Source organism: Mycobacterium sp. NGS69, assembly GCF_059812165.1.
Map to the genome: position 1 here is coordinate 304071 of NZ_JCALCD010000007.1, position 24814 is coordinate 328884.

At 66.3% G+C, this 24814-nt stretch carries 26 protein-coding genes; 7 read left to right on the forward strand and 19 right to left on the reverse strand.

Translation table 11 applies throughout. The features are described from left to right. Positions 1 to 145: 145 nt before the first annotated feature. The 3 genes from AC5Y2S_RS21975 to AC5Y2S_RS21985 form a co-directional block, all read right to left on the reverse strand. Positions 146 to 337 carry a hypothetical protein gene (locus AC5Y2S_RS21975; RefSeq protein ID WP_499958328.1) on the reverse strand — a complete coding sequence of 64 codons (192 nt, stop codon included), beginning with the start codon at positions 335 to 337 and terminating at the stop codon, positions 146 to 148. A gap of 94 nt (positions 338 to 431) precedes the next feature. After that, positions 432 to 848: a hypothetical protein gene (locus tag AC5Y2S_RS21980; protein ID WP_499958329.1), complete on the reverse strand. Its 417-nt coding sequence runs from the start codon at positions 846 to 848 to the stop codon at positions 432 to 434. Positions 849 to 1088: 240 nt separating this feature from the next. Next, on the reverse strand, positions 1089 to 1274 hold the full coding sequence (locus AC5Y2S_RS21985) for a hypothetical protein (protein WP_499958330.1): 186 nt from the start codon (positions 1272 to 1274) through the stop codon (positions 1089 to 1091). Between the two features lie 83 nt (positions 1275 to 1357). Here AC5Y2S_RS21985 and zwf point away from each other — a divergent pair, with 83 nt between their 5' ends. Next, on the forward strand, positions 1358 to 2857 hold the full coding sequence (gene zwf / locus AC5Y2S_RS21990) for a glucose-6-phosphate dehydrogenase (protein ID WP_499958331.1): 1500 nt from the start codon (positions 1358 to 1360) through the stop codon (positions 2855 to 2857). On the opposite strand, the gene AC5Y2S_RS21995 is transcribed toward zwf, so the two are convergent. Next, positions 2854 to 4089 (reverse strand): esterase/lipase family protein, encoded by a 1236-nt coding sequence (locus tag AC5Y2S_RS21995; protein ID WP_499958332.1) that lies wholly within the window; start codon positions 4087 to 4089, stop codon positions 2854 to 2856. The genes zwf and AC5Y2S_RS21995 overlap by 4 nt on opposite strands. Positions 4090 to 4167: 78 nt before the next feature. On the opposite strand from AC5Y2S_RS21995, the gene AC5Y2S_RS22000 reads away from it, so the two are divergent. After that, positions 4168 to 5046 carry an HpcH/HpaI aldolase/citrate lyase family protein gene (locus AC5Y2S_RS22000; protein ID WP_499958333.1) on the forward strand — a complete coding sequence of 293 codons (879 nt, stop codon included), beginning with the start codon at positions 4168 to 4170 and terminating at the stop codon, positions 5044 to 5046. 83 nt (positions 5047 to 5129) lie between these two features. Continuing rightward, positions 5130 to 5555 carry a hypothetical protein gene (locus tag AC5Y2S_RS22005; protein WP_499958334.1) on the forward strand — a complete coding sequence of 142 codons (426 nt, stop codon included), beginning with the start codon at positions 5130 to 5132 and terminating at the stop codon, positions 5553 to 5555. Between the two features lie 4 nt (positions 5556 to 5559). Here the strand turns inward: AC5Y2S_RS22005 and AC5Y2S_RS22010 are convergent, their stop codons facing one another. Next, positions 5560 to 6150 carry a cyclic nucleotide-binding domain-containing protein gene (locus AC5Y2S_RS22010; protein ID WP_499958335.1) on the reverse strand — a complete coding sequence of 197 codons (591 nt, stop codon included), beginning with the start codon at positions 6148 to 6150 and terminating at the stop codon, positions 5560 to 5562. A gap of 180 nt (positions 6151 to 6330) precedes the next feature. Between AC5Y2S_RS22010 and AC5Y2S_RS22015 the strand changes: the two genes are divergently transcribed. Next, positions 6331 to 7566 carry an osmoprotectant NAGGN system M42 family peptidase gene (locus AC5Y2S_RS22015; protein ID WP_499958336.1) on the forward strand — a complete coding sequence of 412 codons (1236 nt, stop codon included), beginning with the start codon at positions 6331 to 6333 and terminating at the stop codon, positions 7564 to 7566. Between the two features lie 136 nt (positions 7567 to 7702). On the opposite strand, the gene AC5Y2S_RS22020 is transcribed toward AC5Y2S_RS22015, so the two are convergent. The 9 genes from AC5Y2S_RS22020 to AC5Y2S_RS22060 all read right to left on the reverse strand — a co-directional run bounded on the left by AC5Y2S_RS22020 (position 7703) and on the right by AC5Y2S_RS22060 (position 19156). Beyond that, positions 7703 to 8908 (reverse strand): FAD-dependent oxidoreductase, encoded by a 1206-nt coding sequence (locus AC5Y2S_RS22020; RefSeq protein ID WP_499958337.1) that lies wholly within the window; start codon positions 8906 to 8908, stop codon positions 7703 to 7705. Positions 8909 to 8980: 72 nt separating this feature from the next. Further along, entirely contained in the window at positions 8981 to 9295 is a 315-nt protein-coding gene (locus AC5Y2S_RS22025) for a hypothetical protein (protein WP_499958338.1), read from the reverse strand. A gap of 43 nt (positions 9296 to 9338) precedes the next feature. Next, a complete protein-coding gene (locus AC5Y2S_RS22030; RefSeq protein ID WP_499958339.1) occupies positions 9339 to 12101 on the reverse strand; it encodes a helix-turn-helix transcriptional regulator in 2763 nt (920 codons plus the stop codon). A 117-nt stretch (positions 12102 to 12218) separates the two neighbouring features. Further along, positions 12219 to 13307 carry a GGDEF domain-containing protein gene (locus AC5Y2S_RS22035; protein WP_499958340.1) on the reverse strand — a complete coding sequence of 363 codons (1089 nt, stop codon included), beginning with the start codon at positions 13305 to 13307 and terminating at the stop codon, positions 12219 to 12221. Between the two features lie 247 nt (positions 13308 to 13554). Beyond that, on the reverse strand, positions 13555 to 14037 hold the full coding sequence (locus tag AC5Y2S_RS22040) for an SRPBCC family protein (RefSeq protein WP_499958341.1): 483 nt from the start codon (positions 14035 to 14037) through the stop codon (positions 13555 to 13557). Beyond that, entirely contained in the window at positions 14034 to 14732 is a 699-nt protein-coding gene (locus tag AC5Y2S_RS22045; protein WP_499958342.1) for a DUF899 domain-containing protein, read from the reverse strand. The genes AC5Y2S_RS22040 and AC5Y2S_RS22045 overlap by 4 nt, the downstream gene beginning before the upstream one ends. Before the next feature lie 88 nt (positions 14733 to 14820). Beyond that, positions 14821 to 17586: a helix-turn-helix transcriptional regulator gene (locus AC5Y2S_RS22050; RefSeq protein ID WP_499958343.1), complete on the reverse strand. Its 2766-nt coding sequence runs from the start codon at positions 17584 to 17586 to the stop codon at positions 14821 to 14823. A 174-nt stretch (positions 17587 to 17760) separates the two neighbouring features. After that, positions 17761 to 18606, reverse strand: coding sequence for an alpha/beta fold hydrolase (locus AC5Y2S_RS22055; RefSeq protein WP_499958347.1), 846 nt, complete (start codon positions 18604 to 18606; stop codon positions 17761 to 17763). A gap of 100 nt (positions 18607 to 18706) precedes the next feature. After that, complete coding sequence (locus AC5Y2S_RS22060) at positions 18707 to 19156, reverse strand: YybH family protein (protein ID WP_499958349.1); 450 nt, start codon at positions 19154 to 19156, stop codon at positions 18707 to 18709. A 92-nt stretch (positions 19157 to 19248) separates the two neighbouring features. Here AC5Y2S_RS22060 and AC5Y2S_RS22065 point away from each other — a divergent pair, with 92 nt between their 5' ends. Further along, positions 19249 to 19638 (forward strand): hypothetical protein, encoded by a 390-nt coding sequence (locus AC5Y2S_RS22065; protein WP_499958350.1) that lies wholly within the window; start codon positions 19249 to 19251, stop codon positions 19636 to 19638. Between the two features lie 23 nt (positions 19639 to 19661). Here AC5Y2S_RS22065 and AC5Y2S_RS22070 read toward each other — a convergent pair whose 3' ends face one another. Continuing rightward, positions 19662 to 20483, reverse strand: a complete 822-nt coding sequence (locus AC5Y2S_RS22070) for an isocitrate lyase/PEP mutase family protein (protein WP_499958352.1) — start codon at positions 20481 to 20483, stop codon at positions 19662 to 19664. Positions 20484 to 20604: 121 nt separating this feature from the next. On the opposite strand from AC5Y2S_RS22070, the gene AC5Y2S_RS22075 reads away from it, so the two are divergent. After that, complete coding sequence (locus AC5Y2S_RS22075; RefSeq protein WP_499958353.1) at positions 20605 to 20835, forward strand: DUF167 domain-containing protein; 231 nt, start codon at positions 20605 to 20607, stop codon at positions 20833 to 20835. A gap of 65 nt (positions 20836 to 20900) precedes the next feature. Here the strand turns inward: AC5Y2S_RS22075 and AC5Y2S_RS22080 are convergent, their stop codons facing one another. Together AC5Y2S_RS22080 and AC5Y2S_RS22085 are read right to left on the reverse strand one after the other, a co-directional pair. Then, positions 20901 to 21104, reverse strand: coding sequence for a cold-shock protein (locus tag AC5Y2S_RS22080; RefSeq protein ID WP_499906161.1), 204 nt, complete (start codon positions 21102 to 21104; stop codon positions 20901 to 20903). A gap of 111 nt (positions 21105 to 21215) precedes the next feature. Next, positions 21216 to 21773: an FKBP-type peptidyl-prolyl cis-trans isomerase gene (locus AC5Y2S_RS22085; RefSeq protein ID WP_499958354.1), complete on the reverse strand. Its 558-nt coding sequence runs from the start codon at positions 21771 to 21773 to the stop codon at positions 21216 to 21218. Between the two features lie 54 nt (positions 21774 to 21827). Between AC5Y2S_RS22085 and AC5Y2S_RS22090 the strand changes: the two genes are divergently transcribed. Next, positions 21828 to 22013: a hypothetical protein gene (locus AC5Y2S_RS22090; RefSeq protein ID WP_499958355.1), complete on the forward strand. Its 186-nt coding sequence runs from the start codon at positions 21828 to 21830 to the stop codon at positions 22011 to 22013. Here the strand turns inward: AC5Y2S_RS22090 and AC5Y2S_RS22095 are convergent. Together AC5Y2S_RS22095 and AC5Y2S_RS22100 are read right to left on the reverse strand one after the other, a co-directional pair. Beyond that, positions 21997 to 23196 carry a serine hydrolase domain-containing protein gene (locus tag AC5Y2S_RS22095; RefSeq protein WP_499958356.1) on the reverse strand — a complete coding sequence of 400 codons (1200 nt, stop codon included), beginning with the start codon at positions 23194 to 23196 and terminating at the stop codon, positions 21997 to 21999. The genes AC5Y2S_RS22090 and AC5Y2S_RS22095 overlap by 17 nt on opposite strands. Next, a complete protein-coding gene (locus AC5Y2S_RS22100) occupies positions 23193 to 24662 on the reverse strand; it encodes a biotin carboxylase (protein WP_499958357.1) in 1470 nt (489 codons plus the stop codon). The genes AC5Y2S_RS22095 and AC5Y2S_RS22100 overlap by 4 nt, the downstream gene beginning before the upstream one ends. Positions 24663 to 24814: the final 152 nt, after the last annotated feature.

Genomic DNA, 24814 nt, shown 5'->3' on the forward strand with positions numbered 1-24814 from the left:
GCCACTCGAGCACAGACCGCTCGGGCACGTAAAGCCATCGGCTCCGACGGGCGCAGCGCGATTTGACATGTCAGACACCAATTGGGACACCTCGATTAGAGGATCGGCAGCTACCTTAGGTCGCCGGACCTGCATGCGGCGCAGGTCAAACCGGGGGCTTGAAAATAATTCCCATGATCGGACGGTGAAGCAGAACTGCCGAGTCCTCGGCGACGGGGTCGCTTTCCGTCCAGCTTCGCAACAAATCGAGTTTGGCGACTTCGTCGCGAACGGCTTTCTGAACGGCGGCATTAATATGGCTCAACACATCTTCCGGCAATTCGCCGGTGACCGTCACCTGAAGCCCACTGCTTGCAGTCATCGCACCCTCACATGTAATCGACGATTTCGGTTATGCGATCAGAAGCGGCCCGGTCTGCTCCTGACGCACGTCATTGCGTTGTTGCTCCGGCTGCGCCTCGGGTCTTGACGAATTTCTGACCGTGACCGTCAGGGCCGTCACGAACCACAAGGTCCCCGTCGACTACTGCGAGCGACATCTGCCGGAATGCGGCCTCCAGGTTGGTACTCGTGTCGACGAGCTCCACGGCCTCCACCTTGTCGTCCTCGACGACGGACCACATTCCCGAGCTGGACAATCGACGCACGGTCGTGTCAGGCGGCAGATCGGAGATGTCGCCGGGAGGAGTGGGATGGTCGCCGACGCGGTCGACTGACTCGTACCGATAAACGCCGCCCTCAGCCAGGATCAGACTTTCCATCCGCGTGTGGCCAGGCACCGCCGACAAAGACTCGTAGTGACCGGCCAACTCAGCCGCGGTATCGGTCAGTGGTTTCTCACGTGCCACTTGGGGGCCCCGTTCGTAGTTGTCTGGCGGTCGCTGCCACGTCGTCGAAATCCCGCAACCGTGGGGCCGAGTTGCCCGAAAATTGCGGTGGGAGTGAAGTTTTGCCCCGGACAACCCGATGTTGTCAGATGCCGCGGCCGCCGATCAATAAGGGGTTTCCCTAGTTTTTCGACTTGACCGCCGACGCAACGCGCGAGTCGGTCAAGCGGCGAGGCGCCGTGGCCCGCGGCGGCCTAGGGATCAGTCTGGCGGCTCGTCCTGCGAGCCGCCATCGGCAGCGTCTCGTTCGCGGTCGCTGGGCTTGCCGGGGACGCCTTCGGCCTCCCGCTCGTTGGCCACCTTCTCGTCGAGTTCGTCGACGATGTTCTCCAGCTCCTCGGCGTGGCTCAGCTGGTCTCGGTCGGGTCCGGTCATATCGCTTTCCATACCCCGCCGCGCGATCGGTAACCGCGCAGATCGACCCCAACGTGGGGCTGCAATGAGGGCGCGGCGATGGAAGGATCGCAAGAGTGGCCGACAAGAAACCGCAAACGATCTCTTATCCGGCGCCGGAGAAACGACCGCGCCGCCACGACACAGAACGCCTCGATCCCCACGTCATCGTCCTGTTCGGTGCGACCGGCGATCTCGCCAAGCGCAAGCTGATCCCGGGCCTGGCCTACTTGGACCAGTCCGAGCTTGCCCCCGATATCCAAATCGTCGCGACGTCGCTGGAAGACCTCGGCGACGACGAATTCCGCGAACTCGCCAAGAACGCGATCGAGGCGTTCGGCACGCACAAGCTCAACTCCGAGCAGTGGGACAACTTCGCGAAGATCATCCGCTACGTCCCGCAGAGCGCCGGGCCAGAAGCCCTCGCCGAAGCGGTCGCCGAAGCCGAAAACAACCTGGGGCCGAACGTGCGCCGACTGCACTACCTGTCGGTCCCGCCCAAAGCGGCGCGCAGTGTCATCACGATGCTGAGCGACGCCAAGCTCGTCGAGCGCTCCCGGGTGGTCATGGAGAAGCCCTTCGGAACCGACTTGGCCAGCGCCGTCGCCCTGAACGACTTCGTGCACGAAACGTTCGAGGAATCACAGATTTTCCGCATCGACCACTTCCTGGGCAAAGAGGCCGCCCAGAACATCCTGGCGTTCCGCTTCGCCAACGGCCTGTTCGAGCCGATCTGGAACCGCAACTTCATCGACCACATCCAGATCGACATCCCCGAGGCGCTGGGGCTGGATCAGCGGGCCAACTTTTACGAGGAGACCGGCGCGTACAAGGACATGGTGGTCACCCACCTGTTCCAGGTGATGGCATTTGTGGTGATGGAGCCGCCGACGGCGCTCGAGCCGTTCGCCATCAGCGAGGAAAAGAACAAGGTGTTCCGGTCGATGCTGCCGGTCAAACCCTCCGATGTGGTGCGCGGCCAGTACCACGGCTACCGCGACGAGACCGGGGTGGCCAAGGATTCCGACACCGAAACCTTCATCGCCCTCAAGGTGGGCATCGACAACTGGCGCTGGGCCGGCGTACCGATCTACCTGCGCACCGGCAAGAAGATGGCCGAGGGCATCCGCATCATCTCGATCGCGTTCAAAGAGGCTCCGCGAACGATGTTTCCGCCCGGATCGGGGGTGGGGACCCAGGGTCCCGACCACCTCACGTTCGACCTCGCCGACAACTCCAAGGTTTCACTGTCCTTCTACGGCAAGCGGCCCGGCCCCGGGATGAAGCTGGACAAGTTGTCCATGCAGTTTTCCTCGCAGGAGATCGACACCGTCGTCGACGTGCTGGAGGCCTACGAACGGCTGATCCTCGACGCGATGCGCGGCGATCACACGCTGTTCAACACCGCCGAGGGCATCGAATCACTTTGGGAGCGTTCGGAGGAACTGCTCACCGACCCGCCGCCGGCCAAGCTGTACCAGCCCGGCACCTGGGGCCCCAACGCCATTCATCAGTTGATCGCCCCCAACGCCTGGCGGTTGCCGTTCGAGCGGGAGTGGCGCGAATCCAAGGGCTAACCCGGGGAGTCCGGCCGCGGCTGAGCGAGCCAGTCGTGCAACTTCGCGTAGATGTCGGTGTGGTTGAGCAGATCGAAGTGGTGCAGGCCGGTGAGCGTCAGCCCGTGATCCGGGTCGAACGGAATCTGCCGGGACTTGCCCGCGCCGGACGCGCTGTGCGGGCGCACCAGGCGGTCGCCGAGCACGGCGCCTAACGCGCCCGGGCCCGCGCTGGTTGCCACGAAGTGGTAGGTGGCGTGGGAGAGGAAGGGGACTTCGTTGCACCGGTCACGCAGAAACTCGTCGGGGTCGCATTCGCGCCAGTCCTCGTCGAGCAGCGCGCCGTAGCGCAGGTCCTTGGTGCCCGAGCTGCGGGCGTTGAGAAACGAAGACAGGGCCCGGGTTTCGGGCAGCCGGGCCAACGCCCAGGACGCGGCGTTGACGCCCTTCTCCAGGTCGGCGCCCAGGTGCGGGGAGCCGAGGCAGACGACGTGGCCGACGGCGCCGGGCCAGCCGTGCTCATGCTGGGTTCCGTAGTGGCAGGCGCTGCGGATCACCAGGCCGCCCATCGAATGACCGATCAGCGCGATCTCCTCGACCGGGACCGGCCACAGCCCCCGCAGCCGATCCAGCAGGAAAGCGAGCGATTTCCCGTTGTCGGAGATGTGCAGCCCGGTGTTGTACCGCAGGTAGACCGGGGTGAATCCCAGGTCGTCGCGCAGCCGCGCGCCGTAGGACTTCACCTCCTCGCCGTCGCGCGGGCGGCGCCACCACGACATCTCGGTCATGCACCAGCCGTGCACGAACACCGCGATCCGGCCGGTTGCCCGGGGGAACGCCCCGCCGAGATCCGGGCCGTTCATCGCGACCGGCCTGCCGCGGTGGCGCACCCGCATGGTCAGCGCGAAGCCGTTTCCGCGGTCGGTCAGCTCGTCGCCGTAGATGCCGTTAAGCGCGGCGATGACGCCGGCGACCCTGGGGTTGGCTTCGACCGTCTCGTCCTCGTCGCTGCCGCGCGTCTCGGCGGCCAGCTCACCGGCGCCGCGCAAGGCGGCCCGAAGCGCGCGGTCGACGGCGTGATACGTCGCCGCGGCTGCCGTGTTGTGGACGACCTCCACGGGTTTCGACACCGGACCAACGGCGCCGAAGACGCGCCGCGCGATGCCACTGTGCGTGTCGCGCACGAGCGTGGTGAGCACGCGGGTGCCCTCACCCGCGAGGTCCGCGAGTGACCGGATTTCGTGACGCTGCATGAGCTGCTCCTCCCTCTTCCCACCCCGGGGATTTCCCACTCTGGGCAAGGCTTATCCCAAAGGCCCTACTGTCGTGTCATGCCACCGACGCTGCGCCCGCGCCGATCCGCCCTCTACCTGCCCGGCAACAACGGCAGAGCCCTGGAGAAGGGAAAGACGCTGCCGGCCGACGTCCTCATTTTCGACCTCGAGGACGCCGTGGGCCCCGATGCCAAGGCCGACTCGCGGGCGCGGGTGTGCGCCGCCATCTCGTCCGGGACCTACGGACCCCGCGAGATCGTGGCGCGCATCAACGGCTTGGGCACCGACTGGCACGACGACGATTTGGCGGCCGTGGCCGGTTCGCCCGCCGGCGGCGTGCTGGTGCCGAAGGTCGAGACCGGCGAAGAAGTCCGGGCGCTGACGGGGGCGCTGGACGAGCTCGGCGCGCCCGACTCGTTGCGGCTGTGGGTGATGATCGAAACGCCCCGGGCCATCCTGCGGGTGGAGGAGATCGCCTCGGCCAGCGACCGCTTGGCCGCAATGGTGGTGGGCACCAACGATCTGGTGAACGATCTGCACGGATTGCACCTGCCCGGTCGGGCGCCGGTGTTGACGGCGTTGTCGCTGGCCGTGTTGGGGGCGCGGGCCGCCGGAAAGGTCGTCCTGGACGGCGTCTTCAACGACATCACCGACGAGGCCGGCTTCCGCGCCGAGGCCCGGCAAGGCCGGGAGATGGGTTTCGACGGCAAGACCCTCATTCACCCGTCCCAGATCGGGCCGGCGAATGACGTGTTCGGCCCGTCGGACAGCGAACTGGCCGACGCCCGCAAGATCGTCTCGGCCTATGAACAGGCCCAGGCCGCTGGGAACAGCGTCATAACGGTCGACGGCCGGATGATCGAGAGCCTGCACGTGCGCGACGCCCAGCGGATCCTCGCCCTTGGCGATCTGATCGCGAAAATGGAATCGGCATAACATCCAGCTTTTGAGACGGCGTCGAAACGGAATTGCCGGTAAGGTGCCTGCAGCAAATACATCGTCGGGCAAAGGAGTGTCTGGTGCGGGTAAAACCAACGGCGCTCGCAGGAATGGTCGCCATCGCGGTCGTCACGGCGGGCTGCTCGAACGGCAATTCCTCGTCGGCTTCGACGTCGAGTGAGACGTCGACGGCGAGCTCGCCGACGGCGGCGCCGTCGCAACCGACGACGCCCGCCACCTCCTCGGCGCCCGCCGCGCCGCTCGACCAATCGACCTGCCTGGACATCTCGTTCGCCAAGGACAATTTGATGGTGGCGGCGAAACCGGAAAGCGCGCGCAAAGCCGCCGACACGCTCGAGAAGTACAGCCCGCCGGATCCGGTGAAGGCGGCGATCGAGCACTTCGTCACCACCGTCGGCGCGCAACCCAGCGACCCCGACCTGAACTCCAACAGGGACCTGGTCACCGGTTGGATCAAGCAAATCTGCCCGAATGTGAATCCGTAGGCGGCTACCCTGTGCCGTTTCGCTCGATCCACTGAGTGAGAGCATCTTCGAGCGCGGCCGAGACACGCACCCCGGCGCCCTCCGCGGCCCGCTCGAACCGCTCGATCAACTCCGTCGGGACCAAAGCGTCCACCCTGCGGTGCGTGGGCTTCGGCTTCGGCGTCTGCTCGGGGACGGCGACGGGCGCGTGTCGCGCCACAGTCGCGTCCATGGTTTCGCGCAGTGCCGGAATCTCGTCGAGCAAACGGGCCAGGTCGTCGCGCTCGATGCGCAGGACCTCGGACGGCCCGGTCGTCGTGACCGTCGCGGAACGCAGCTTCCCACGGCGGAGCGCAGATTCGCCGATCACTTCGCCCGGCCCTACCAGGGCAACGCGGTCCTGGCCGACGTAGACGCCGGCCTCGCCGGTGAGCAGGATGTAGCAGGCGTCCGAAGGGGTCTGCTCATGAATGAGCGGCAACGGCGCGGACGTGGAGGTGTGATGTGCCGCCGAGACAATGCGCTGCAAATCACTATCCGAGAGTTTGTCGAATGTGGCGAATTCGCGTAGCCGGCGGATGTCTTTTTCCTCGTGTCCCTGCGCGTCCTCTTTCATGGCGGGCTCCTCATATGTATGTGACCCGGACATCGAGGAGCCTAACTCGATTTTGTAGCAACGACGGAAATAAATTTCCCCTGTTGCGCCACCCCGGCTGACGTTGCGGCTGCACCCTTCCGTCCCCGCGCGAACCGGTAGGTTGAACCCGGATTCCGAACGAACCGGGAAGGAGAAACCGTGGGCCAAACCGCGGCCATGGCGGAGGCCGACCGCGCGTGGATGATCGACACGCTGCTCGCACTGCTGCAGACCCCGAGTCCGGCGGGGCGCACGGATGCGGTCATGCAGCTGATCGGCGACATCTTCGACGACTTCGGGGTGCCGTTCACCCTGACGCGCCGCGGTGCGCTGACCGCCGAACTGCCGGGGGAGTCCGCGACCATCGACCGGGCGCTGGCGGTTCACGCGGACACCATCGGCTGCATGGTGCGCGACCTCAAGGACAACGGCCGCCTCGAGCTGATTCCGGTCGGCACCTTCTCGGCGCGATTCGCCACGGGCGCCCGCGTGCGGATTTTCAGCGACGACCCCGACGAGTTCATCACGGGAACGGTCTTGCCGCTCAAGGCAAGTGGGCACAGGTTCGGCGACGAGATCGACACCCAACCCACCAACTGGGAGAGCGTCGAGGTCCGCGTCGACCGCAAGGTGTCTTCGCGGGAAGACCTCGTCAAGCTGGGCGTGAACGTCGGCGACTTTGTCGCATTGATCGCCAGCCCCGAGCTAACCGCCGACGGCTTCATCGTTTCCCGTCACCTCGACGGCAAGGCCGGCGTCGCGATCGCGCTCGCACTGGCCAAACACTTTTCGGAGAACAAGGTTGTGCTGCCGCACCGCACCACGATCATGGTCACCATCACCGAGGAGGTCGGCCACGGGGCCAGCCACGGCCTGCCCGCTGACGTCGCGGAGCTGATCTCGGTCGACAACGCTGTCTGCGCGCCCGGCCAGCACTCCATCGAGGATGGCGTGACGATTCCGATGGCCGACATGCACGGCCCGTTCGACTACCACCTGACCCGCAAGCTGTGCCGGCTCGCCGAGGAGCAAAAGATTCCCTTCGTACGGGACGTGTTTCGCTACTACCGCTCGGACGCCGCCGCGGCGATCGAAGCGGGCGCGGGCACCAGGGCCGCGCTGGTCGGCTTCGGGCTCGACGGCAGTCACGGTTGGGAGCGAACCCACATCGACTCGCTGGAGGCGGCCTACAACCTGCTGCACTGCTGGCTGCGGACCCCGCTGACCTTCGCCAAGTGGGACGCCAAGCCGTCGGGTCCGCTGCGGGACTTCCCGTCCTCCAAGCAACCCGCGCCGACCGAGCAGTGGGTGCCGCTGGCCCGTGGCGAGCACGCCGAACCCGGCGATGCCTCGCCGGGCGCGCACTGGCCGCCGTCGGAGGGCCCCCAGGCCTGACGCGCCCGTCACCGCCCTCTTCGAGGTCCGCGACGGCGCGATCACTCACTGGCGCGAGTATTGGGACACTAGCCACGTCGCTCGGCAACTCGGCATAGACCCGGCGCACATGTTCGAACCGCTCGCGCGCTGACCCCTAGGACGCGTGTACGTCGGGCGTGCGTACGTGCTCCGGGCGGAAGCCGCGTCCGACGATGATCGGCGGGATGAACTGCAGGGGACCGCGACCGATGAAGCTGGGAATCTTGATCGGGGAAAGGTCGCCGGTCAAATTGGGTTCGACAGCTCGGTTCTGGATGAAGACCTGACCGGCCTGGATGATTCGAGTGGGTAGCTCGCGGCGGCGCTGAACCTTGGCGAGATCCGCATCGGTCAATCGGTTTTCGCGAAGTGGGGCGCACAGAATATTCGCCGCGGCGACCGCATCGGCGACCGCGAGGTTGATGCCGACCCCTCCAGCCGGAGACATGGCGTGCGCGGCATCGCCGATGCACAAAAGCCCTGTGCGCCACCATTTCTCGAGCCGGTCCACCCGCACGTCGAGATGGCTGGTGTCGTCCCACGAGTGCAGGTCGTTGACGTGTTCGCGGAGCTGCGGTCGCGCGGCGACCAGGCGCTCCTTGAACGCCTCCAGCGAACCGTCGCGCGGGTCGGTTCCCTTGGGCATGAGATGGGCGACCTGCCAATAGTCGCCGCGGTAGATCATGGCCATGAGCAGACCCCTACGGGCGACTCCGAAGAGCTCTTGCGGATCGCCGGGACGCCATTTCAGCCGGAACCACAACACGTCCATCGGGGAGTGCGCGGCGGCGAGGTTCAGGCCGGCGGCCTCCCGCACGGCGGACTTGCGTCCGTCCGCGCCGACCACCAGCTCGGCATGCACCTCCAGTTCCGGTGTGCGTACCCCGCTGACCCGGTCGCCGTCGAAGATGAGCTCCTTGACCTCGGCGTTGCGGATCAAGGTGAATTCCGGGTACGCGCTTGCCTTTTCGGCCAGGAAGTCGAGGAAGTCCCATTGCGGCATCAGCGCGATGTAGGGCTGGTTGAAACCCAGCCGTTTGAGCGCGCTGAAGTTACCGAAGGTGCGAAGTGTCCCGTCGGCGTCGAAGGCAACGCGGGTGATCTTGGTGTGGGGCAGGCGCAAGAACTCGTCGACGAACCCCAGCTCGTCCATGATCCGCAGGGTGGTCGGGTGCACGGTGTCGCCGCGGAAGTCGCGCAAGAAATCGTTGTGTTTTTCCAGCACGACGACCTGGACGCCGGCGCGGGCCAGCAGAAGAGCGTGAACGAGCCCGGCGGGACCGCCGCCGGCTACACAGACCTGGGTTCGCAGAGCGGTCATGCGCTGACCTTACCCGCGGGCGCGGGCGGCCGTTTCCGACGCCGATGCGTAGATTCGCGGGCCGCCGAGTCGCTACGTTTCGCTTGGTGAGCGAAAATCCTGCCCCTGCCACCAACCGACGGCGGCGCTGATCCGTTCCGGGGGAGCGTCGGCGTCGGCGCAGGTTTCGGCGACAACTTCGGCTGACACGGCGGCAAACACGCCGAACGCGTAGTCGTCCGAGGGGACGGCCACGGCCATGAGCAATCGGACCTGTCCGCCGCGGGCCGAAATTGCCGCGGCGCGGTCGTTCAGGCGTTGAGCGGTTTCGCCGATCCAGTGCGCGGGCGCGCGCGGCCCATACCACTCGACAAGAAACGAGTGTGTTCCCGCGTCGATGCTCGCCACCCCGGCCACGCTATAGATGCGGGCGGCCGCTTACATCAGGGGTTTACCTACTCATATCGGATTCTGATTTACCAACTTGGAGGGCTTGGTAGAGCTCCGCGCGAGAGCGAATGCCGAGTTTGCGGTAGATGCGGCTGAGGTTTACCTCCACCGTTTTGGGGCTGATGAACAATGCGGCGGCGATGTCGCGGTTGATCATGCCCGAGGCGGCCAGCTCGGCAACACGCTCTTCGGTCGCGGTCAGCCCTTGCTCGCGCCGCCTGCCTTGGACGCAGCGCGCCAATTCCGCTTCGGCGCGCGCGGCCCATGCCGCGGTGCCGAGGCGCTCAAAAGTCCGCAGGGCCTCGCTCACGGTCGCGGCACTGGCCTCGCGGCGACGATGGCGACGTTGCAGCTGACCCAGGAACAGCTGCGTGCGGGCGCGCTCGAACGGCATTGCCAGGCGTTGGTGCTCGCCCATAGCCCGCTCGGCGGTTGTCAGCGCGGCGGCAACATCACCGCGTGCCGCCTGCAACATCGCGCGACAACGCATACCGACGGCCAGCGTCCACGCGCGATCCAGCCGGCGGCCGTTGCGCTCCAGGGCTTCAACCAATGGTTCGGCTTCATCGAAGCGGTTCAGTGCGATCATCGCCTCGACTGCCTCGGGAACGAACGACGACGAGATGATCTCACTTGTCTCGGGGAAGCTCCGCACCATCGGCAACAATGGCTCCAGAGCGCCGAGTGCCGCTTGATAGTCACCGCGGGAGACCTCGACAAACCCGGCCAGCGTCGCGGGCCACTCGGCCAACCGCGTTGAGCCGCAGCGCTGGCCCGCCGCGATCGCTTCGCCCAGATCACGCCGGGCATCGTCGAGGCGGCCGGCATAGGCGGCGACCCCGGCCCGAACGGTCAGCGCAATGAACAGTGGAAAGTCGCCGCCGAGCTGTGTTGCCATTTCCATCGTCGCATCGGCGGTACTGGCCGCGCTGTCCAGCCGGCCGAGCCAGATCTCGACGAGAACAAGGTGAAATCCGACGAACGTCAGCTCGCCTTCCTCGCCGAGGACGAGGCATTGCTGACCTAGCTCAATCAGCTCCTCACGTGCCTGCTCGAGCCCACCCGTCCAAGCGCGCAGTAGCGTCAGCTGGACGTGAGGCCGAAATGGCACCGGAATGCGGAAGCTGGGCTCTTCCATCTCGACAGCGCGACGCAACGCGGACTGGTCGAAGCCCTGGCCCGCCATGAAATCCATTACCGCCCGCATTCCGAGGGCGGGGCTCAGCAAAGCCCCGGCGCCAAGGCGCTCGGCGTCGGCCACGGCCTGCTGAACCCGCGCATATGCGTGCTCGGGTCGCCCGGCGTTGAGGAGAGCGAACGACAAGCTGATCGAGATGCGCACCCGTAAGTCGGCGTCACCGCCGCTGTCGCGCAACGCGGCCTCCAGTAGCTCCGCCGCCTCGGGGAAGCTGTCGTCGTAGAGGCGCACCAGCCCCAGCTGATGCAAGGCCTCGGCTCGGATCGGGCCAGCCGGCGCCGCGGCTAAGACCGCGTCGAGGATTTGCCGCGCGCGACCGGGGTCACCCGCGTCGAAATAGTGGGTCGCACAACGTATCTGGCGTCGCGGGTCGTCGACCCCGAGACCGAAGGCAAGTTCGAGCAGTTCGGCGGCGGCCGCAGGTGCCCCCCTGTCGCGCGCGATGACGGCGGCCGCGTCAAGCGCAGCCACGGTCTCGGCCTCTCCGGACGTGTCGGCAAGGGCCAGATGGCGGGCGCGCAACTCGGGCTCATCGACGAGTTCGGCCAGACGCCTATGCATTTCGCGGCGGCGCTGCGGCGGCGCGGCGCTGTAGACACCGTGCGCAAGGATCGGATGGGTGAAGCGAAGCTGGTGTCCCTCGATGGCCACCACCGCCTGCACCTCGGCCTCTCCGAGCGACGCCACCACCTGATCGGGCGTCGAGCCAGTGGCGCGGGCCACCATCGGCACGGTCGGATGGGGCAAGCTGGCCATGGCGAGCAGCGCGTCTGCGGCGCCGGCCCGACCAATCCTCGACTCGACCAGGTCGTTGAGGCTGCCCGGCATGCTCAATTGGGAGGTGCGGCCGTGGGAGCCGAGCTCCCGGGCCAGTTCCAATGCGAAAAAGGGATTCCCGCCGGCGATCTCGTGGATACGCAGCAACGTGGGGCGAGCGATCGAGCGGCCCAGCCGCAGCGACAGCACCTGATGCAGCTCACCAACTGACAAGGGCCGCAGTCGGATTCGGCGCGCCCCGTCCGGACTGGGCAGCTGCAGGCGCGAAGCAGCCTGCTCGGTCCGGGTCGTGCACAGTAAGGCCGCGCCGGCTGGAAGCCGCCGCGCGGCATAGGCCACCACATTCGCGCTGGAGGTATCCACCCATTGCAGATCGTCGATCGCGATCACCACCGGACCTTCGGTAGCAAGCCGCCCAATAACCGTCACGAACGCCGCCGCAACCGCCCGGGGATCGATGGTGTGGGCCTCCACCCGGTGCCGCAACAGCGCGCCATCCAAGGCTTGCTGTTGCGGGAGCGGCAAGTCCGCCCAAATCGAGTCGTCGACATCGCCGAGCAGATCGGCCAACACCGTGTAGGCCAGCACCGACTCCGCGGCGGAAGCGCGACAGCTCAACGCCCGAAACCCACGCGCGCCGGTGCGGCCCACCGCGTCCAACCACAGCGTCGTCTTTCCGATACCGGGCTCGCCCTCGATGATCAGCGCGCACGCCTGACGCGGCACGCGGTCGAGAAATTCGGCGACGACTCGTTCTTCAGCTCGCCGACCGACGACCTGCTCTGCCATATCGAATCCCCATGCCCGGGCGCGCCCCTCGTCGCAGGCACATTTGTCCCTTTGACAGGCTAAGACAGCGCGCGCCGTTTGGCGCAGCATCTAGACTGCGCTCCGGGGGACGCTGCGTCAGGACATCGTCGCCGGGGTGGGGGCGCGGTGGTGGCGGGCTTGGTTTCCGCCGCATCTCTTGGCTTCGTACATGGCGGTGTCCGCATCGGCGACCAGCTGGCGCAATGCCTGTTCCACGTCGCCGCAACCCACGCTGCGCAACGCCAGGGTGGCGGTGCCCACGCTGGCCGTTACCGACGCGGGGATCGCCGCAACCGCGTTGCAGAACTTGTGACCCCATCCCTGCGGCCGTGGTGTCGTGACGATGTCCGCGATCAGGAATTCCTCCCCGCCGACGCGGCCGACGACCGCGCTGTCATGGCACACGGCGGTCAGCGCCCGGGCCGCCGCGACGAGCGCCTCGTCGCCCGCGGCGTGCCCTCTGCTGTCGTTGACCGCCTTGAAGTGGTCGAGGTCGACCATGGCCACGGCCAGGAACATATGGTCGTGGCCGGCCAGCATCCGGCCGATGATGGCGCGGTCGCAGGCGCGCCGATTCAGCAGGCCGGTGAGCGGATCGCGGTCGGCGCGCAACAGGTCGACGCCCAACGCCCGGATGACGATATGGATGGCGAAGGGGACGACCACGTTGAGTTCGAGCACGAGAAAGTAGCCGGTGAAGGCCAGCGTCGCCTCGCCGGCAGCGACCAGACGGGCCACCTCGACAGCGCCCGCCGCGCCGGCCAGCAAGAAATTCACGCCCATATATCGGGCGGTGTGGAAAAACGCGAGGTAGCCGCCCGACACGGCCAAGGCCGAGCAGGCCATTAGAGCGACGATCGGTTGGGTTTGCGTCAGGCAACCGATCACGATGCTCGCGCTGCCCGTCATCGCGAAAAAGATCGATTGGCGGCGCGTGGGCCAGCGGGTCAACCACAGCATCGCCATGACAAGCCCGATCAGTCCGGCCACCACCGAGGCGGCGAGCGTAAGGCCCGGGAAAAACGGCTTCGTTCCCCACAGAATGTTTGCCGGCCACAATGCCAGCGAGGCCGAAACGCCGGCCAGGATGCGGCGGGTGGGGGTGCTCAACCCGTGCGCCTGCAGATAGCCGGTCAGCCAGTCGAAGTGGTCAGGCTGTCGCCACCACGCCGCCACCCAATTCATTGCGCGCCTTCCCGACTGCCGCATTCACCGACCCAACGTCGCTGAAGCCTGGCTTGGAGTTCTACCAAGGTAAACCGGATGGCACGAATTAAGAAGCCAATTCGGAAGGTCGATTATCGAGCAAAACGCGCGCCTAAAACACGTGGTCTAGGCGAAAACCGCCGAATTCGATCCCCTCGTCTTTATTTGGTAGCAGCACAGGAAAGAAGGTTTGTTTCCGTCGCTTTGGCGTACCCCAGGGCTGCGGTCATTCGTCAGCCGCGACGGCCCGCTCCAGCGTCGCCAGCGAGGCGGCGAGGTAATCCTCGCCGAAGATCGGCATCTGGCCGACGCGCTCGCGGAAGTCCTGTGGGGTACCGCTCCAGTCGTAGGTGAGGGTGACGTCGGTGCCATCGCCGTTCGGGGCGAGGTCGTAGCGCCAGAACCAGCCACCGGGATTGTGTTTGCCAGCGTCGTCGAGCTGGCCCGGCATCCACCCGATCGCGCGGTCCTTGTCGAACACATTCACGAGGTTGTGGACCACGTAGTGACCGCCGGCCTGGGCGAGGAACATGTTCATCGCGAACATCTGTCCTTCGGCTGTGATCGGCCCGGCGTCCACCGCATCGCGGACCCAGTCGGTCGGCTCGGTGGTGCAGTGGCGGGCGGGGTCGGCGAGGACGGCGAAAATCTCTTCGGGCCTCGCGGCGATCGTGCGAGTGGCGACGTGGCGTTCGGCGGTCGTGGTCATCTGTTGTCCTCACTTCCGTAGGCCCGGGCGATATCGGGGGAGTCGAGCCATCCCGAGTATGTCGGCCTTGACGGCCAGCCTTCGGGCGAATCGAGCCATTCCTCCTGACGGCCCCACGGCAGGATGTCGATCAGGCCGAACGAGTGGCTGAGCTGCTCGGTGCCCCGCCCGTTCGTATGCCAGGTGCGGTAGACGGTGTCGCCGTCACGCAGGAACACGTTGACCCCGAAGCCCCCGCCGGGCGGTGCGTCCATGTCGGCGCCGAACGAGCTCTCCGACGATGAATACCACTCCATCCGGTTACCGACCTTGCGCTTGTAGGAAAGCGCCTCGTCGATCGGTCCGTTGGTGACGATGACGAAGCGGGCGTCGTAGTTGTCGAGGAACTCGAGCCGGGTGAACTGCGACGTGAAGCCCGTGCATCCGCCGCACTGCCACTCCTCGCCGTCGGACCACATGTGGTGGTAGACGATGAGCTGCGACCGGCCGTCGAACACATCCGCTAGGCGGATGGGTCCGTCGGCCCCGATCAGGGTGTAGTCGGGCAATTCGACCATGGGTAACCGGCGCCGTTGGGCGGCGATCGCATCCAGCTCCCGGGTGGCGGCCTTCTCGCGCTTGCGCAGGTCGTCGAGCGCCGCGCGCCAGGTCTGCTGATCGACGATTGGCGGTAAAGCCGTATTGGTGGTGGGCATGGCATCCAACCTCTTCCTTGGGCGCTGTCGATTACTCCATATCTCGTAGGTATGACTGGTGGCACGCCCGGAACTCATCGCGACGGACTTATTCACCCATCGCGGTTTCCGATTTCCACGCTTGCAGCGCTTGGTACAGCTCCGCGCGGGATTTGATGTCGAGTTTGCGGTAGACGCGGCTGAGGTTGACCTCCACCGTCTTCGGACTGACGAACAGCGCGGCGGCGATGTCGCGGTTGATCATCCCGGACGCGGCGAGCTCGGCGACGCGCTCTTCGGTCGCGGTCAAACCCTGCCCACGCCGCCTGACCTGGACCCCGCGCGCCAATTCGGCCTCGGCGCGGCCGGCCCATGCCGGGCTGCCGAGTCGCTGGAAGGTCTCGAGCACCTCGTGCAGGGTCGCGGCGGCGGCGTCGCGACGTCGTTGCCGTCGTTGCAGCTGACCGAGCAATAGTTGGGTGCGGGCGCGCTCGAACGGCATCGGTAGGCGTTGGTGCTCGGCCATGGCGCGCTCGGCGGTCGACGTGGCCGTCCTCAGATCGCCGCGCCCGGCGTGCAACATGGCCCGTCCGCGGGCGCCGGTGGCGAGCATCCAGGGGCGATCGAGCCGCCGGCCGTTGCGCTCAAGCGCTTCGACCAACGGCTCGGCGTCGTCGAAGCGGCCCAGACCGATCAACGCCTCGATGGCATCGGGAAGAAAGGGCGCGACATAGATCTCGGTGCCCTCCGGCGCCTCGCGGAACGTATCCAGCAGCGGCTCAAGGGTTTTCAACGCTGCCTCGTAGTCTCCAAGGGAGACATCAAGAAAGCCCAAGACGGTGATCGGCCACACCGTCACCAAGCCGGGGGAGTCGCACCGCGCGCCCACCGCGAGCGCCTCGGCGGCGTCGCCCCTGGCCTCATCCTCCGCTCCGATGTAGGCCGCGATCGCGGCCCGCAGCATGAGGGCCACCGCGAGCGGTAAATCCCGGCCCAGCTGCAACGCGCGCTCCATGGCGTCATCGGCGATCAGAGTTGCTTCGACGAAGTCGCCGCGCCAAATTTCGCAGAGACCGCTGTGAAACGCGAACAGCAGCAAGTCGCTTTCCTCACCGCGCTCGATGTGATCGCGCCTGATGGCATGAAATTCCGCTCGCGCCTGGTCGAGGCGGCCGGTTGCGGCCAGCAGTATCGCGCTATGCATCTTCGGGCGCAGCTGCGCGGAGACCGGGGCTCGGGAATCCTCCAACTCGAGTGCGCGTTGCAGGCGTGACTCGTCGAGGTCGCCGCCGAGCAGAAAACGCACCATTACCTGCATTCCCAGCGCCTGGCTGAGAAGGTCCGGGTCACCATGCGCCTCGGCACTGGCGACGGCATCCTCGACGCTGCGAGCGGCGCGATCTCGTTGGCCGATGTTGAGCAGCGCGAACGACAGCGGGACCAGGATCATCGTGCGCAACGCGAGGTCGGTCCCGACGTCGCCGAGCGCGCGGTCGAGCAGCTCGGCGGCTTCGCGCGAGCTGCCGTCGAGCAAGCTCCATTGCCCAAGCAACCGCAACGCCGCCGCGCGCAGCCTTCCGGGCGCGGGCCGTTCGACGGTCTGCTCGAGCACCGCCCTGGCACGCTCGGCATCTCCGGCGTTGAAGTGGTATGCGGCCGACTGGATTCGGCGCTCCGGGGAATCCCCGCCGAGCCCGATCGCCAGCTCCAGTAGCTCGGCTGCGGCCGCCGGGGCGCCCCGGCTGCGCGCCAATTCCGCCGCGGCGTCCAGGGCTTCTATCGTTTCGGGTTCGCCGGTCGCGTCCGACAGGGCGAGGTGGCGGGCGCGCAACTCGGGCTCGTCGACGAGTTCGGCCAGGCGCCGGTGCATTTCGCGGCGGCGGCCGGGAGACGCGGCGCTGTAGACGCCATGCGCCAGGATCGGGTGGGTGAAGCGGAGCTGGTTCCCGTCGACGACAACCACCGCTTGGACCTCGGCCTCGCCGAGCGACGCCACCACCTGATCCGGCGTCGCGCCGGTGGCGCGCGCCACCAGCGGCACCGTCGGATCGGGCAGGCTGGCCATCGCAAGCAGAACGTCCTCGGCACCAACCCGGCCGATCCGTGAACGGACCACGTCGTTGAGGCTGCTCGGCAAGCTCAATCCGGCAGTGCGGGCCTGAGCGCGGACCTCCCGGGCCAGTTCCAACGCGAAAAATGGGTTGCCACTGGCCATTTCGTGAATCCGCAACAATGTGGGGCGAGTGACCGAGCGACCCAGCCGAAGAAGCACGACCTGGTGCAATTCGCCAACCGTCAACGGCCGCAGCCGGATTCGACGCACACCGTCGGGGTTGGGCAGCTGCAGCCGTGCCGCCGCCTCCGGGGTGCGTGTCGTGCACACCATGGCCGCCCCGGCCGGAAGCCGTCGTGCGGCATACGACACCACGCTCGCGCTGGACGTGTCGACCCACTGCAGGTCGTCGATCGCGATCACCACCGAATTTTCGGCGGCGAGTCGGCCGATGATGGTCACAAACGCCGCCGCCACCGCCCCGGGATCGATGTCGTGGGCCTCAACCCGGCGACGCAACAGCGCGCCGTCCAGGGCCTCCTGCTGGGGAATCGGCAGGTCCGCCCAAACCGAGTCGTCCACGTCGCTCAGCAAGTCCGCCAAAACCGTGTAGGCCAGCACCGACTCGGCGGACGCGGCGCGACAGCTCAGCGTCCGTAGGCCGCGGCTACGAGCCCGGTCCAGCGCGTCCAACCACAGCGTGGTCTTGCCGATACCCGGCTCGCCCTCGATGACGAGCGCACACGCCTCACGCGGCACTCGATCAAGAAAGTCGACTACGGCCTGTTCTTCAGCTCGCCTTCCGACGACCTGCTCTGCCATATCGAATCCCCAACGCCCACGCCGCTAGACCGATACGCCGGCACGCGAGGCGCCCATATCCCTGGCACCTTCCACTCGCCGGAGCGCCGACTATCCCTTAGACAGGCTAAGACAGCGAGCGGAATTTAGCGCGGCTTATCAAAAGATCATCGGGCCGACGGGGGCGTCGGCGTGCTAAGCCCTCACTGCCGCGATTGCCACTATCGCGTCGATCACCACGCCCGGCTGATCGAGGGAGACAAAGGTTTTCGCGTCGGGTACCTCGATGAGTTTGGCGTTGCTGAACAACGCCGCGAGGCGCCGGCCCAGGCCCGGGGTGAAGCAGCGGTCCCGTTGGCCCCAGACCAGCGTGACGGGCTTGGTGAACCGGGGGAGGCGGGTGGCCACGTCGGTGAGGTCGAATCGGGCCACGCTACGCAGCAACGCCGCGAGGTCGCGGCGGATGCGCGAGTCCTTGAGGCAGGGTTCCAGCCAGCCGGCGGTGACGTCCGGGTCGGGCCTGTTGATCAGCAGGCCGAAGCCGAGCGGCGACTGGCGCAACGCCCGCAGTTTCATCTGTGCGAATAGCGCCTTGATCGAGGTGGGGCCGCGAAGCAATCCGAATACGAGGTCAAATGGGAAGGGCGGGCACTTGTCGAAGGCGTCGCAGTTGGTGAGCACCAGACGGCCGATTCGCTCCGGATGGGCGTCGATGACCAGTTGGCATATCCCGCCTCCGGTATCGCTACCGACGAGCGTCACGTCGGAAAGATCGAGGGTGACGAGCGCGTCGTTGACCAGCTCGGCGACGCCGGGCAGCGATAACGCTGTGGCGTTGTTGACCGGGATGCGGTGCGAGCCCAGGGGCCACGTTGGCACGATGCAACGGAAGCCCCGACGTGCCAGGCCGTCAGCGACCTCGCGCCAGAGCCGCCCGTCGACCAGGATGCCGTGAACGAACAGCACCGGCGGGTGCGGTGAATCCTGCGGTCCGAATTCCTGGTATTCGATGGTGGCCTGCCGAAGTGCGAGCTGTGGCATGTCGTCGTTCCTCCTTGCGCGTTTCGTTCCGACCTTTTCTGTCATCGCACTGCACGGGCGCTGCCAGGTCTACGCAATGAACTGCCAACTACTGCCAATCTCACGGCCGCAGGTTCAGCAGCCCGGCGCCGGTCGGCACATCCAGGGGCACCGACACGTGGTCGTGCGCGATGAACCACTGGCCGTCGAGCTTGCGGAAGCACGTCGTCGCTCTGACCCAGGACCCGGCGGTCGTCGTTCCGCTCTTCAGCGTGCCGCTGAGCCGATTCATGCTGTGTGCGAATGCGACGTCGTGGCCCACAGTGACCGTGAGGTCGCGAATCTCGTAGCCGAGTGGGTGCTCGTACGCCGCGAACACACGCTCCCAGTTTCGTCGTTTAGCTTGCGCCCCCACGTGTTGCAGGGGCGGTTCGAGGTCGAAGGACACCACGTCCGGCGTGTAAATCGACATCACCGCTTCGAGATCCGCGGCGCGGATCGCGCCGGCCAACTGGTCGGTTCGCCGGCGAATGTCGGCTTCGTCATCCAAGTGTTGAGTAGCAACCGTCACAGGATTCACGCTAGCCGCGCCCAAGGGGCCTTGACCTCTATGCGCGGGCTCGGTTCGATGATGTGTATCGCCGAAAGGGGGAGGGCCCGCAAATGAAGATGTTCGTCCGCGACGCGCTGGTGGTCGTGACGGGGGCGTTGGCGTCGATGGCCGCCGTGACGATCGCGACGCCTGCGGTGAGTTCGGCCCAATGCGCCGACGGCGAGTGGTGGGACGCGAAGGCCAACATCTGTCGACCAGCCGGGGCGCCGTTACCGCTTGGATGCGACCCCGGACAGTGGTGGGACCCGACGGCCAACGTGTGCCGCCCGCTCGGTGTCGGGCCACAGCCCTTGGCGTGTGACGCGGGGCAGTGGTGGGACCCGACGGCTAACGTGTGCAGGCCGCTCGGTGTCGGCCCGCAGCCACTGGCGTGCGACAACGGCTGGTGGTGGGATCCGACCTCCAACGCGTGCCGCCCTCCGCTGGTGCCGCCCGGGTAATCGGCGGCGGCATGGGATCGCCGTCAGGGATCGATGAGAGCGTTGAACTCAGCCACGCTGTGCACACCTTCGAGATAGTTGAACGATCCGCTGTCGAGCACTTCACGCGCAGCCCGAACGACGGCGGTCAGGGCGGCACGGCAAAACGAGGTGCCGATAGTCACCCTACGCACCCCGAATTTCTTGAGTTCGGCAACGGTGAATCGGGCCGTCCCGATGCCGGCAACGTAGTTCAGCGGCTTCGAAACGCTGCTGCACGCGAGGCGAAGGGCTGCTTCGTCGGGCAAGCCCGGCGCGTAAAGCACGTCGGCGCCGGCGGCTTCGAAGGCCTGCAGCCTCGACAGCGTGTCATCGAGGTCGGGTCGGCCGCGGATGAAATTCTCGCAGCGAGCCGTCAGGGTGAAGGGGTAGGGCAGGGACCGCGCCGCGTCCACGGCGGCCTGGATTCGTTCGATCGCCAGCTCGCGGTGAAAGATCGGGTCGTCGGGCCGGTATGTTGCGTCCTCGATCGAGGCTCCCGCCAGGCCGAGCTCGCCCGCGAGACGCACCGTCTCTGCCACAGCCTCGGGCGACGCGCCGAAGCCGTTCTCCAGATCCGCGGTCACCGGCAACGGCGTCGCGTCGACGATGGTGCGCACATGCTCGAGTGTTTCGTTCCGGCTGACGGCGCCGTCGCCGTCGCGTCGACCCAGTGAAAACGCCAGTCCCGCACTGGTAGTCGCCAGTCCTTGAAACCCGAGATTGGCAAACAACCGGGCGGTGCCGATGTCCCAGGGATTCGGGAGCACCAGGATCTCGTCGCCCTGGTGGAGGCGACAGAATCGTTCGCCGCGCTCGGCCCGCACTGTGCTATCCATTCCGACTCCCATCCGCCGTTTGCGAACAGGCATAGCACCAGCTACCGACAATTGCGTGAACGTTTTCCGTGAGTCGACGTAGAAGTCCGGGCGGCTAGCCTTAGTCGGCGTGAGCGACTGCGTCGTCGTGAAGGTCAAGCCGGGCAGCCGAAAGGGGCGGCTAGTCGAAGTCGGCCCTGATGGCGAGCTGACGATCTACGTCCGGGAGCGGGCGGTGGAGGGCAAAGCAAACGAGGCGGTCGCCCGACTACTGGCCGAGCATCTTCAATTGCCAAGAAGTCGAGTCGAGTTGGTGTCCGGAATGACGTCACGGATCAAGCGTTTCCGGGTGACCAGTTGAGTGGATGAAACAAAGTGGGCTGGTGCGAATTACCGCACCAGCCCACCGTCAGGTATGTGAGTTCCCTAGACCGCTGTGACTCCTACTGCCTGGGGCCCTTTGGCGCCTTGCCCAACCTCGAACTGAACCCGCTGGTTCTCCTCGAGTGAGCGGTAGCCACTGCCCTGGATCTCGGAGTAGTGGACGAAGAGATCCTTGTCGCCCTCGTCAGGGGTGATGAAGCCGAAGCCCTTGTCACCGTTGAACCACTTCACAGTTCCCTGTGCCATTTACTTACTTCTCTCATTTCAAATTGGATGTACCAAAAACATCCAAGCGGACAGGGTAGCACGCGCTGGCCCGCTTGTTGAAAACGATTCAGGCGCTGCAAAAATCAGCGCTCAGCCCGCGGCGCTGAGGATCTTGATCGCGAAGACGAGTGAGTCGCCCGGCCGGATGCCGGCGCTGGGCTGACCGTTCGGGTAGCCATCCGCGGAGGTCATCGCGACCGCAACGGTGGACCCGACTTTCTGTCCGGCAATAGCCTTTTGGAAGCCCGGCACGACTCCGGTCAGGGGGAAGTCAACCGCCGCGCCGCGTTCGTAGCTGCTGTCGAACACCGAGCCGTCACGTCCGTTGACGCCCATGTAGCAGACGGAGACCTTCGCCGTGCCCGGGACCACGGGCCCGTCGCCGGCGTGCAACGTCTGCACCTGGGTCTGCGTCACACTGAACGGCGCCGTCACGCTGATCCGCGGCGCGGTCGTATCGGTGGATCCGGTGACCGCGACGCTGCCGGTCGTCCCGGTCAGCGTCCATTCGGGCGTGCCAGCGTTCTGCGGTGCCGCGGTCGGGCACGAACCGGCCGCGGTTGCCGTGCCCGAGGTAGCCAGCGGTAGAACGAACGCCGCGACGCACGCCGCGAGCGTGATGGAGGAGTAGGACTTCACGGCCGTCACGCTACAGTCACTCGTGGCGTTCGTTGCCAGCCCACCCTGGTTTCGTCACGAACAGTGAACACTATCGTCTACTATCTTCAGAACGAAGGCGCCATGTACACCGCACCATCGCCTTTTGACGACCCAACCGCGCCGATCGAAGTCGAAGCCCTGCGGGCATGGTGGGCGCGCCAACGTCACGACAAGCGCGTCGTCGCGCGGCGCAAACCAGAACGGATCGCGTTCACTCGTCAGCGATAGCCGCCTGGTGGGGGACGCCAGCCAGTTCGTCTGCCACGGCATCGAATGCCCGCAGCGTGTCCAGCATGTGTGGCTCGTGCGAGTGCTGCTGGGTGGATAGCTTGGCGGCGACCACCTCGGCGGCGCGGTTGACGTAGATCATCTGACCGCACATGCCCAGGCACAGCGCGACGTTGCTGCCGGGGTAGGGGAGCCACACCTGATTGCGGTACATCCCGCCGGGCAAATCGGTGTCGTGGTCGGGGCTGGCGGCGAATGCCTGACGCGAGTCGGGCCCGCCGTCGAGGGTATCGGCGATCCACGCCGCCGGCACCACTTGCTGGCCGGTCAGCGAGACACCGTCCCGCAGAAGCAGCGACCCGAACCGGATCATGTCGGTAAGACAAGCGCTGATGCCACCGTCGAACAGTCCGGTGCCCGCCGCGTCCACGCCGATGGTGGCGTCCCGTTGGGCGCCGATGCGGCTCCACAACAATTCCGACATCAGCTCTGGCATCCGCTGGCCGCCCGCGACTTCGCAGATCCAGCCGAGCACGTCGGTTTCGCACGAGCGGTATTCGAAGGGGCCGCCGTGAGCCGACTTCTGCCGCAACGTCAGCAGGAACTCCTGCAGCGTGGACGGGGCGTCCGGACGACTTCTGGGCGCCCAACCCATCGCCTGGTCGAGCAGGTGTATCTCGGCGGCGGGGTCATCGTAGTTTTCGCAGAAGGCGATACCCGATCGCATGTCCAACAGATGGCGAACCGTCGCGCCGGCATATCCGCAATTAGCCAGCGCGGGAACGAAAGTGGTGACCGGCGCGTCAAGCTCGATCACGCCGGCCGCGTGCAGCGCGCCGACGACGGCGGCCACCAGCGACTTGCTAACCGAGAACAGTAGGTGTCGGGTGTCGGCGGCCATGCCGTCGAGGTATTCCTCGGCCACGAGCGACCCGCGGCAGGCGACGGCCCACCCGTCGGTCGCGGTGGCGGCCATCACCGCGTCGACTGTGGTGGCGGCTCCGTTGGCACTGGTTACCGGGACGTCGCGCAGGGGAGCGGGGGACGGGGGGAGCTCCGCGGCCGGCCCCGTCCCGCGTGGGATCAGAGCGGTCGGCACGAAGTCTTCGACGTGCTGGAACGACCAACGCGAAAAGGGCGCCGAGAGCCAGTTGTCCAGTGAAATACCGGCCGGGGCGCTCACGCGCGCGCGACGAGTCGCGAGACGATCGGAGCGGCCGGCGTCAGGGGCGTCGAGACGAACTTCGACTTCATGCCTTTGACCCAGCGTTGGCAGCGCTCGCTGAGCTGATAGTCGTCCGTCTGCAGGTGTGAGCGGGTGACCAAGACGCCGAGTTGGGCGCCCTCGGAACGTAAGTCACCGGGAGCGGCGACCCGCATGTAAAAGGCCTCGGACCCATCGAGCAGCGTGGCCCAGTCGTTGGCGGTCCGCGAAAAGGAGACCCGACCGTCGTCGTCGATGCGCCATACCCCGGTGCGCGGCGTCGCGGTGAAGATCTCGATTTCGGGCGAGGTCTCGGTGAGGATCACCTGGCCCCAGACCTCGTCCTCGCCATAGCCGCGCTCCCAGCGCGAGTTGATCTCGTCGATGTCGAGCTCGTAATCCACGCCCATGTACTCGAGCAGGTGAAACAGAAACAGCGGCATGTCGGCGTAAGCCTCGGTGGTCAAGTTCGTCATCGGGCTCGCGCCACTGAGGCGCGGATTCACCTCGCCGAGGTAGAGCTCGTCGGAGTCGAGGTCATGCAGAAGGTCCACCTCGAAATAGCCGAGGTAACCCTCGCGGCGCATGACGTCGCCCAGCTTTGTCACCATTTCCCGTGCGGCATGTGTCTGTGCGGGCGGCAGCACCTCGTGCCAGATGTCATTGCCGCACCAGCTCCCCCGGCTCGGCGTCAGCTCCGAATAACCGACGAGACTGGTCATCGCGGGCCCTACTACGGTGCCGTGGCGGGTCACGGCGCCTTCAAGGCAGACCTCCACATTGCGGATCCGCTTCATGACCTTGAGGTCCTGCCCGACCAGGTCGCCGGCGTTCTTGTCCCAGTCCTGCGGGCCGTGGACGAAGAACGTCCCGCTGCCGGCATTGCCATAGGCGATCGAGATGACGAGGTCATCGCCCAATCCGGCGTTTTGTGCGAGCTCCAGAAGCTCGTCGTACGAGCCGGCCCGCCCGATCGTGTTGGGCACGCTCGGCACGCCCGCCTCGTCGGCCAGGCGCGTCATGACGATCTTGGAGCCCAGGCGATTGCGCAACTCGATCGGCGGATGCATGACCTCGAGGCCAGCCGACCGCGCGAGCGCCTGGATTTCCTCGTTCATCATCACAAAGCAACACTTGCCGCCGGGGCCTTTGCCCGCGATGAATTCGAGCGTCTCGGAATCGGACAGGAGGTGGCTGCACACCTCGTCCATGGAGTCAAAATCACGGCGGTCGCGTCGTCGCGGCACGAAGACGCGCGAGTGCGTGCCCTCGAACGAGTCAAAGTAGGTCAGGTAGAAGAAGTTTCGTATCCAGCGGTCAACGCCCAGCAGGTTGAACGGCGTCGGTGAGATGAAGAACAGTGGCGTCTTGTTGGTGTGGAAGAAGGCGCGTATATCCGACAAGCCGTGCAACTTGCGGGGCGGGTCGGCCTCACCGGAGTTCATGTTCAGCCTTCCGCGGGGACGTCGAAGCCTGCGACGGGGGCGCTGCAGTCAGCGCGACGGTGATGAAATGGCATACATCCATTGCACAAGTGTGCCTCCACCCATGGGCTGTGTCCGTGGATCTGCGGGGATGGCGAATCGAAGCGGCATGG

Bases quoted from the DNA above. Each gene is read 5' to 3' on its own strand.
- AC5Y2S_RS21985 (WP_499958330.1), bottom strand. From the start codon at position 1,274: ATGGAAAGCGATATGACCGGACCCGACCGAGACCAGCTGAGCCACGCC.
- AC5Y2S_RS21995 (WP_499958332.1), bottom strand. From the start codon at position 4,089: ATGCAGCGTCACGAAATCCGGTCACTCGCGGACCTCGCGGGTGAGGGC.
- AC5Y2S_RS22000 (WP_499958333.1), top strand. From the start codon at position 4,168: ATGCCACCGACGCTGCGCCCGCGCCGATCCGCCCTCTACCTGCCCGGC.
- AC5Y2S_RS22010 (WP_499958335.1), bottom strand. From the start codon at position 6,150: ATGAAAGAGGACGCGCAGGGACACGAGGAAAAAGACATCCGCCGGCTA.
- AC5Y2S_RS22020 (WP_499958337.1), bottom strand. From the start codon at position 8,908: ATGACCGCTCTGCGAACCCAGGTCTGTGTAGCCGGCGGCGGTCCCGCC.
- AC5Y2S_RS22030 (WP_499958339.1), bottom strand. From the start codon at position 12,101: ATGGCAGAGCAGGTCGTCGGTCGGCGAGCTGAAGAACGAGTCGTCGCC.
- AC5Y2S_RS22035 (WP_499958340.1), bottom strand. From the start codon at position 13,307: ATGAATTGGGTGGCGGCGTGGTGGCGACAGCCTGACCACTTCGACTGG.
- AC5Y2S_RS22040 (WP_499958341.1), bottom strand. From the start codon at position 14,037: ATGACCACGACCGCCGAACGCCACGTCGCCACTCGCACGATCGCCGCG.
- AC5Y2S_RS22045 (WP_499958342.1), bottom strand. From the start codon at position 14,732: ATGCCCACCACCAATACGGCTTTACCGCCAATCGTCGATCAGCAGACC.
- AC5Y2S_RS22050 (WP_499958343.1), bottom strand. From the start codon at position 17,586: ATGGCAGAGCAGGTCGTCGGAAGGCGAGCTGAAGAACAGGCCGTAGTC.
- AC5Y2S_RS22055 (WP_499958347.1), bottom strand. From the start codon at position 18,606: ATGCCACAGCTCGCACTTCGGCAGGCCACCATCGAATACCAGGAATTC.
- AC5Y2S_RS22065 (WP_499958350.1), top strand. From the start codon at position 19,249: ATGAAGATGTTCGTCCGCGACGCGCTGGTGGTCGTGACGGGGGCGTTG.
- AC5Y2S_RS22080 (WP_499906161.1), bottom strand. From the start codon at position 21,104: ATGGCACAGGGAACTGTGAAGTGGTTCAACGGTGACAAGGGCTTCGGC.
- AC5Y2S_RS22100 (WP_499958357.1), bottom strand. From the start codon at position 24,662: ATGAACTCCGGTGAGGCCGACCCGCCCCGCAAGTTGCACGGCTTGTCG.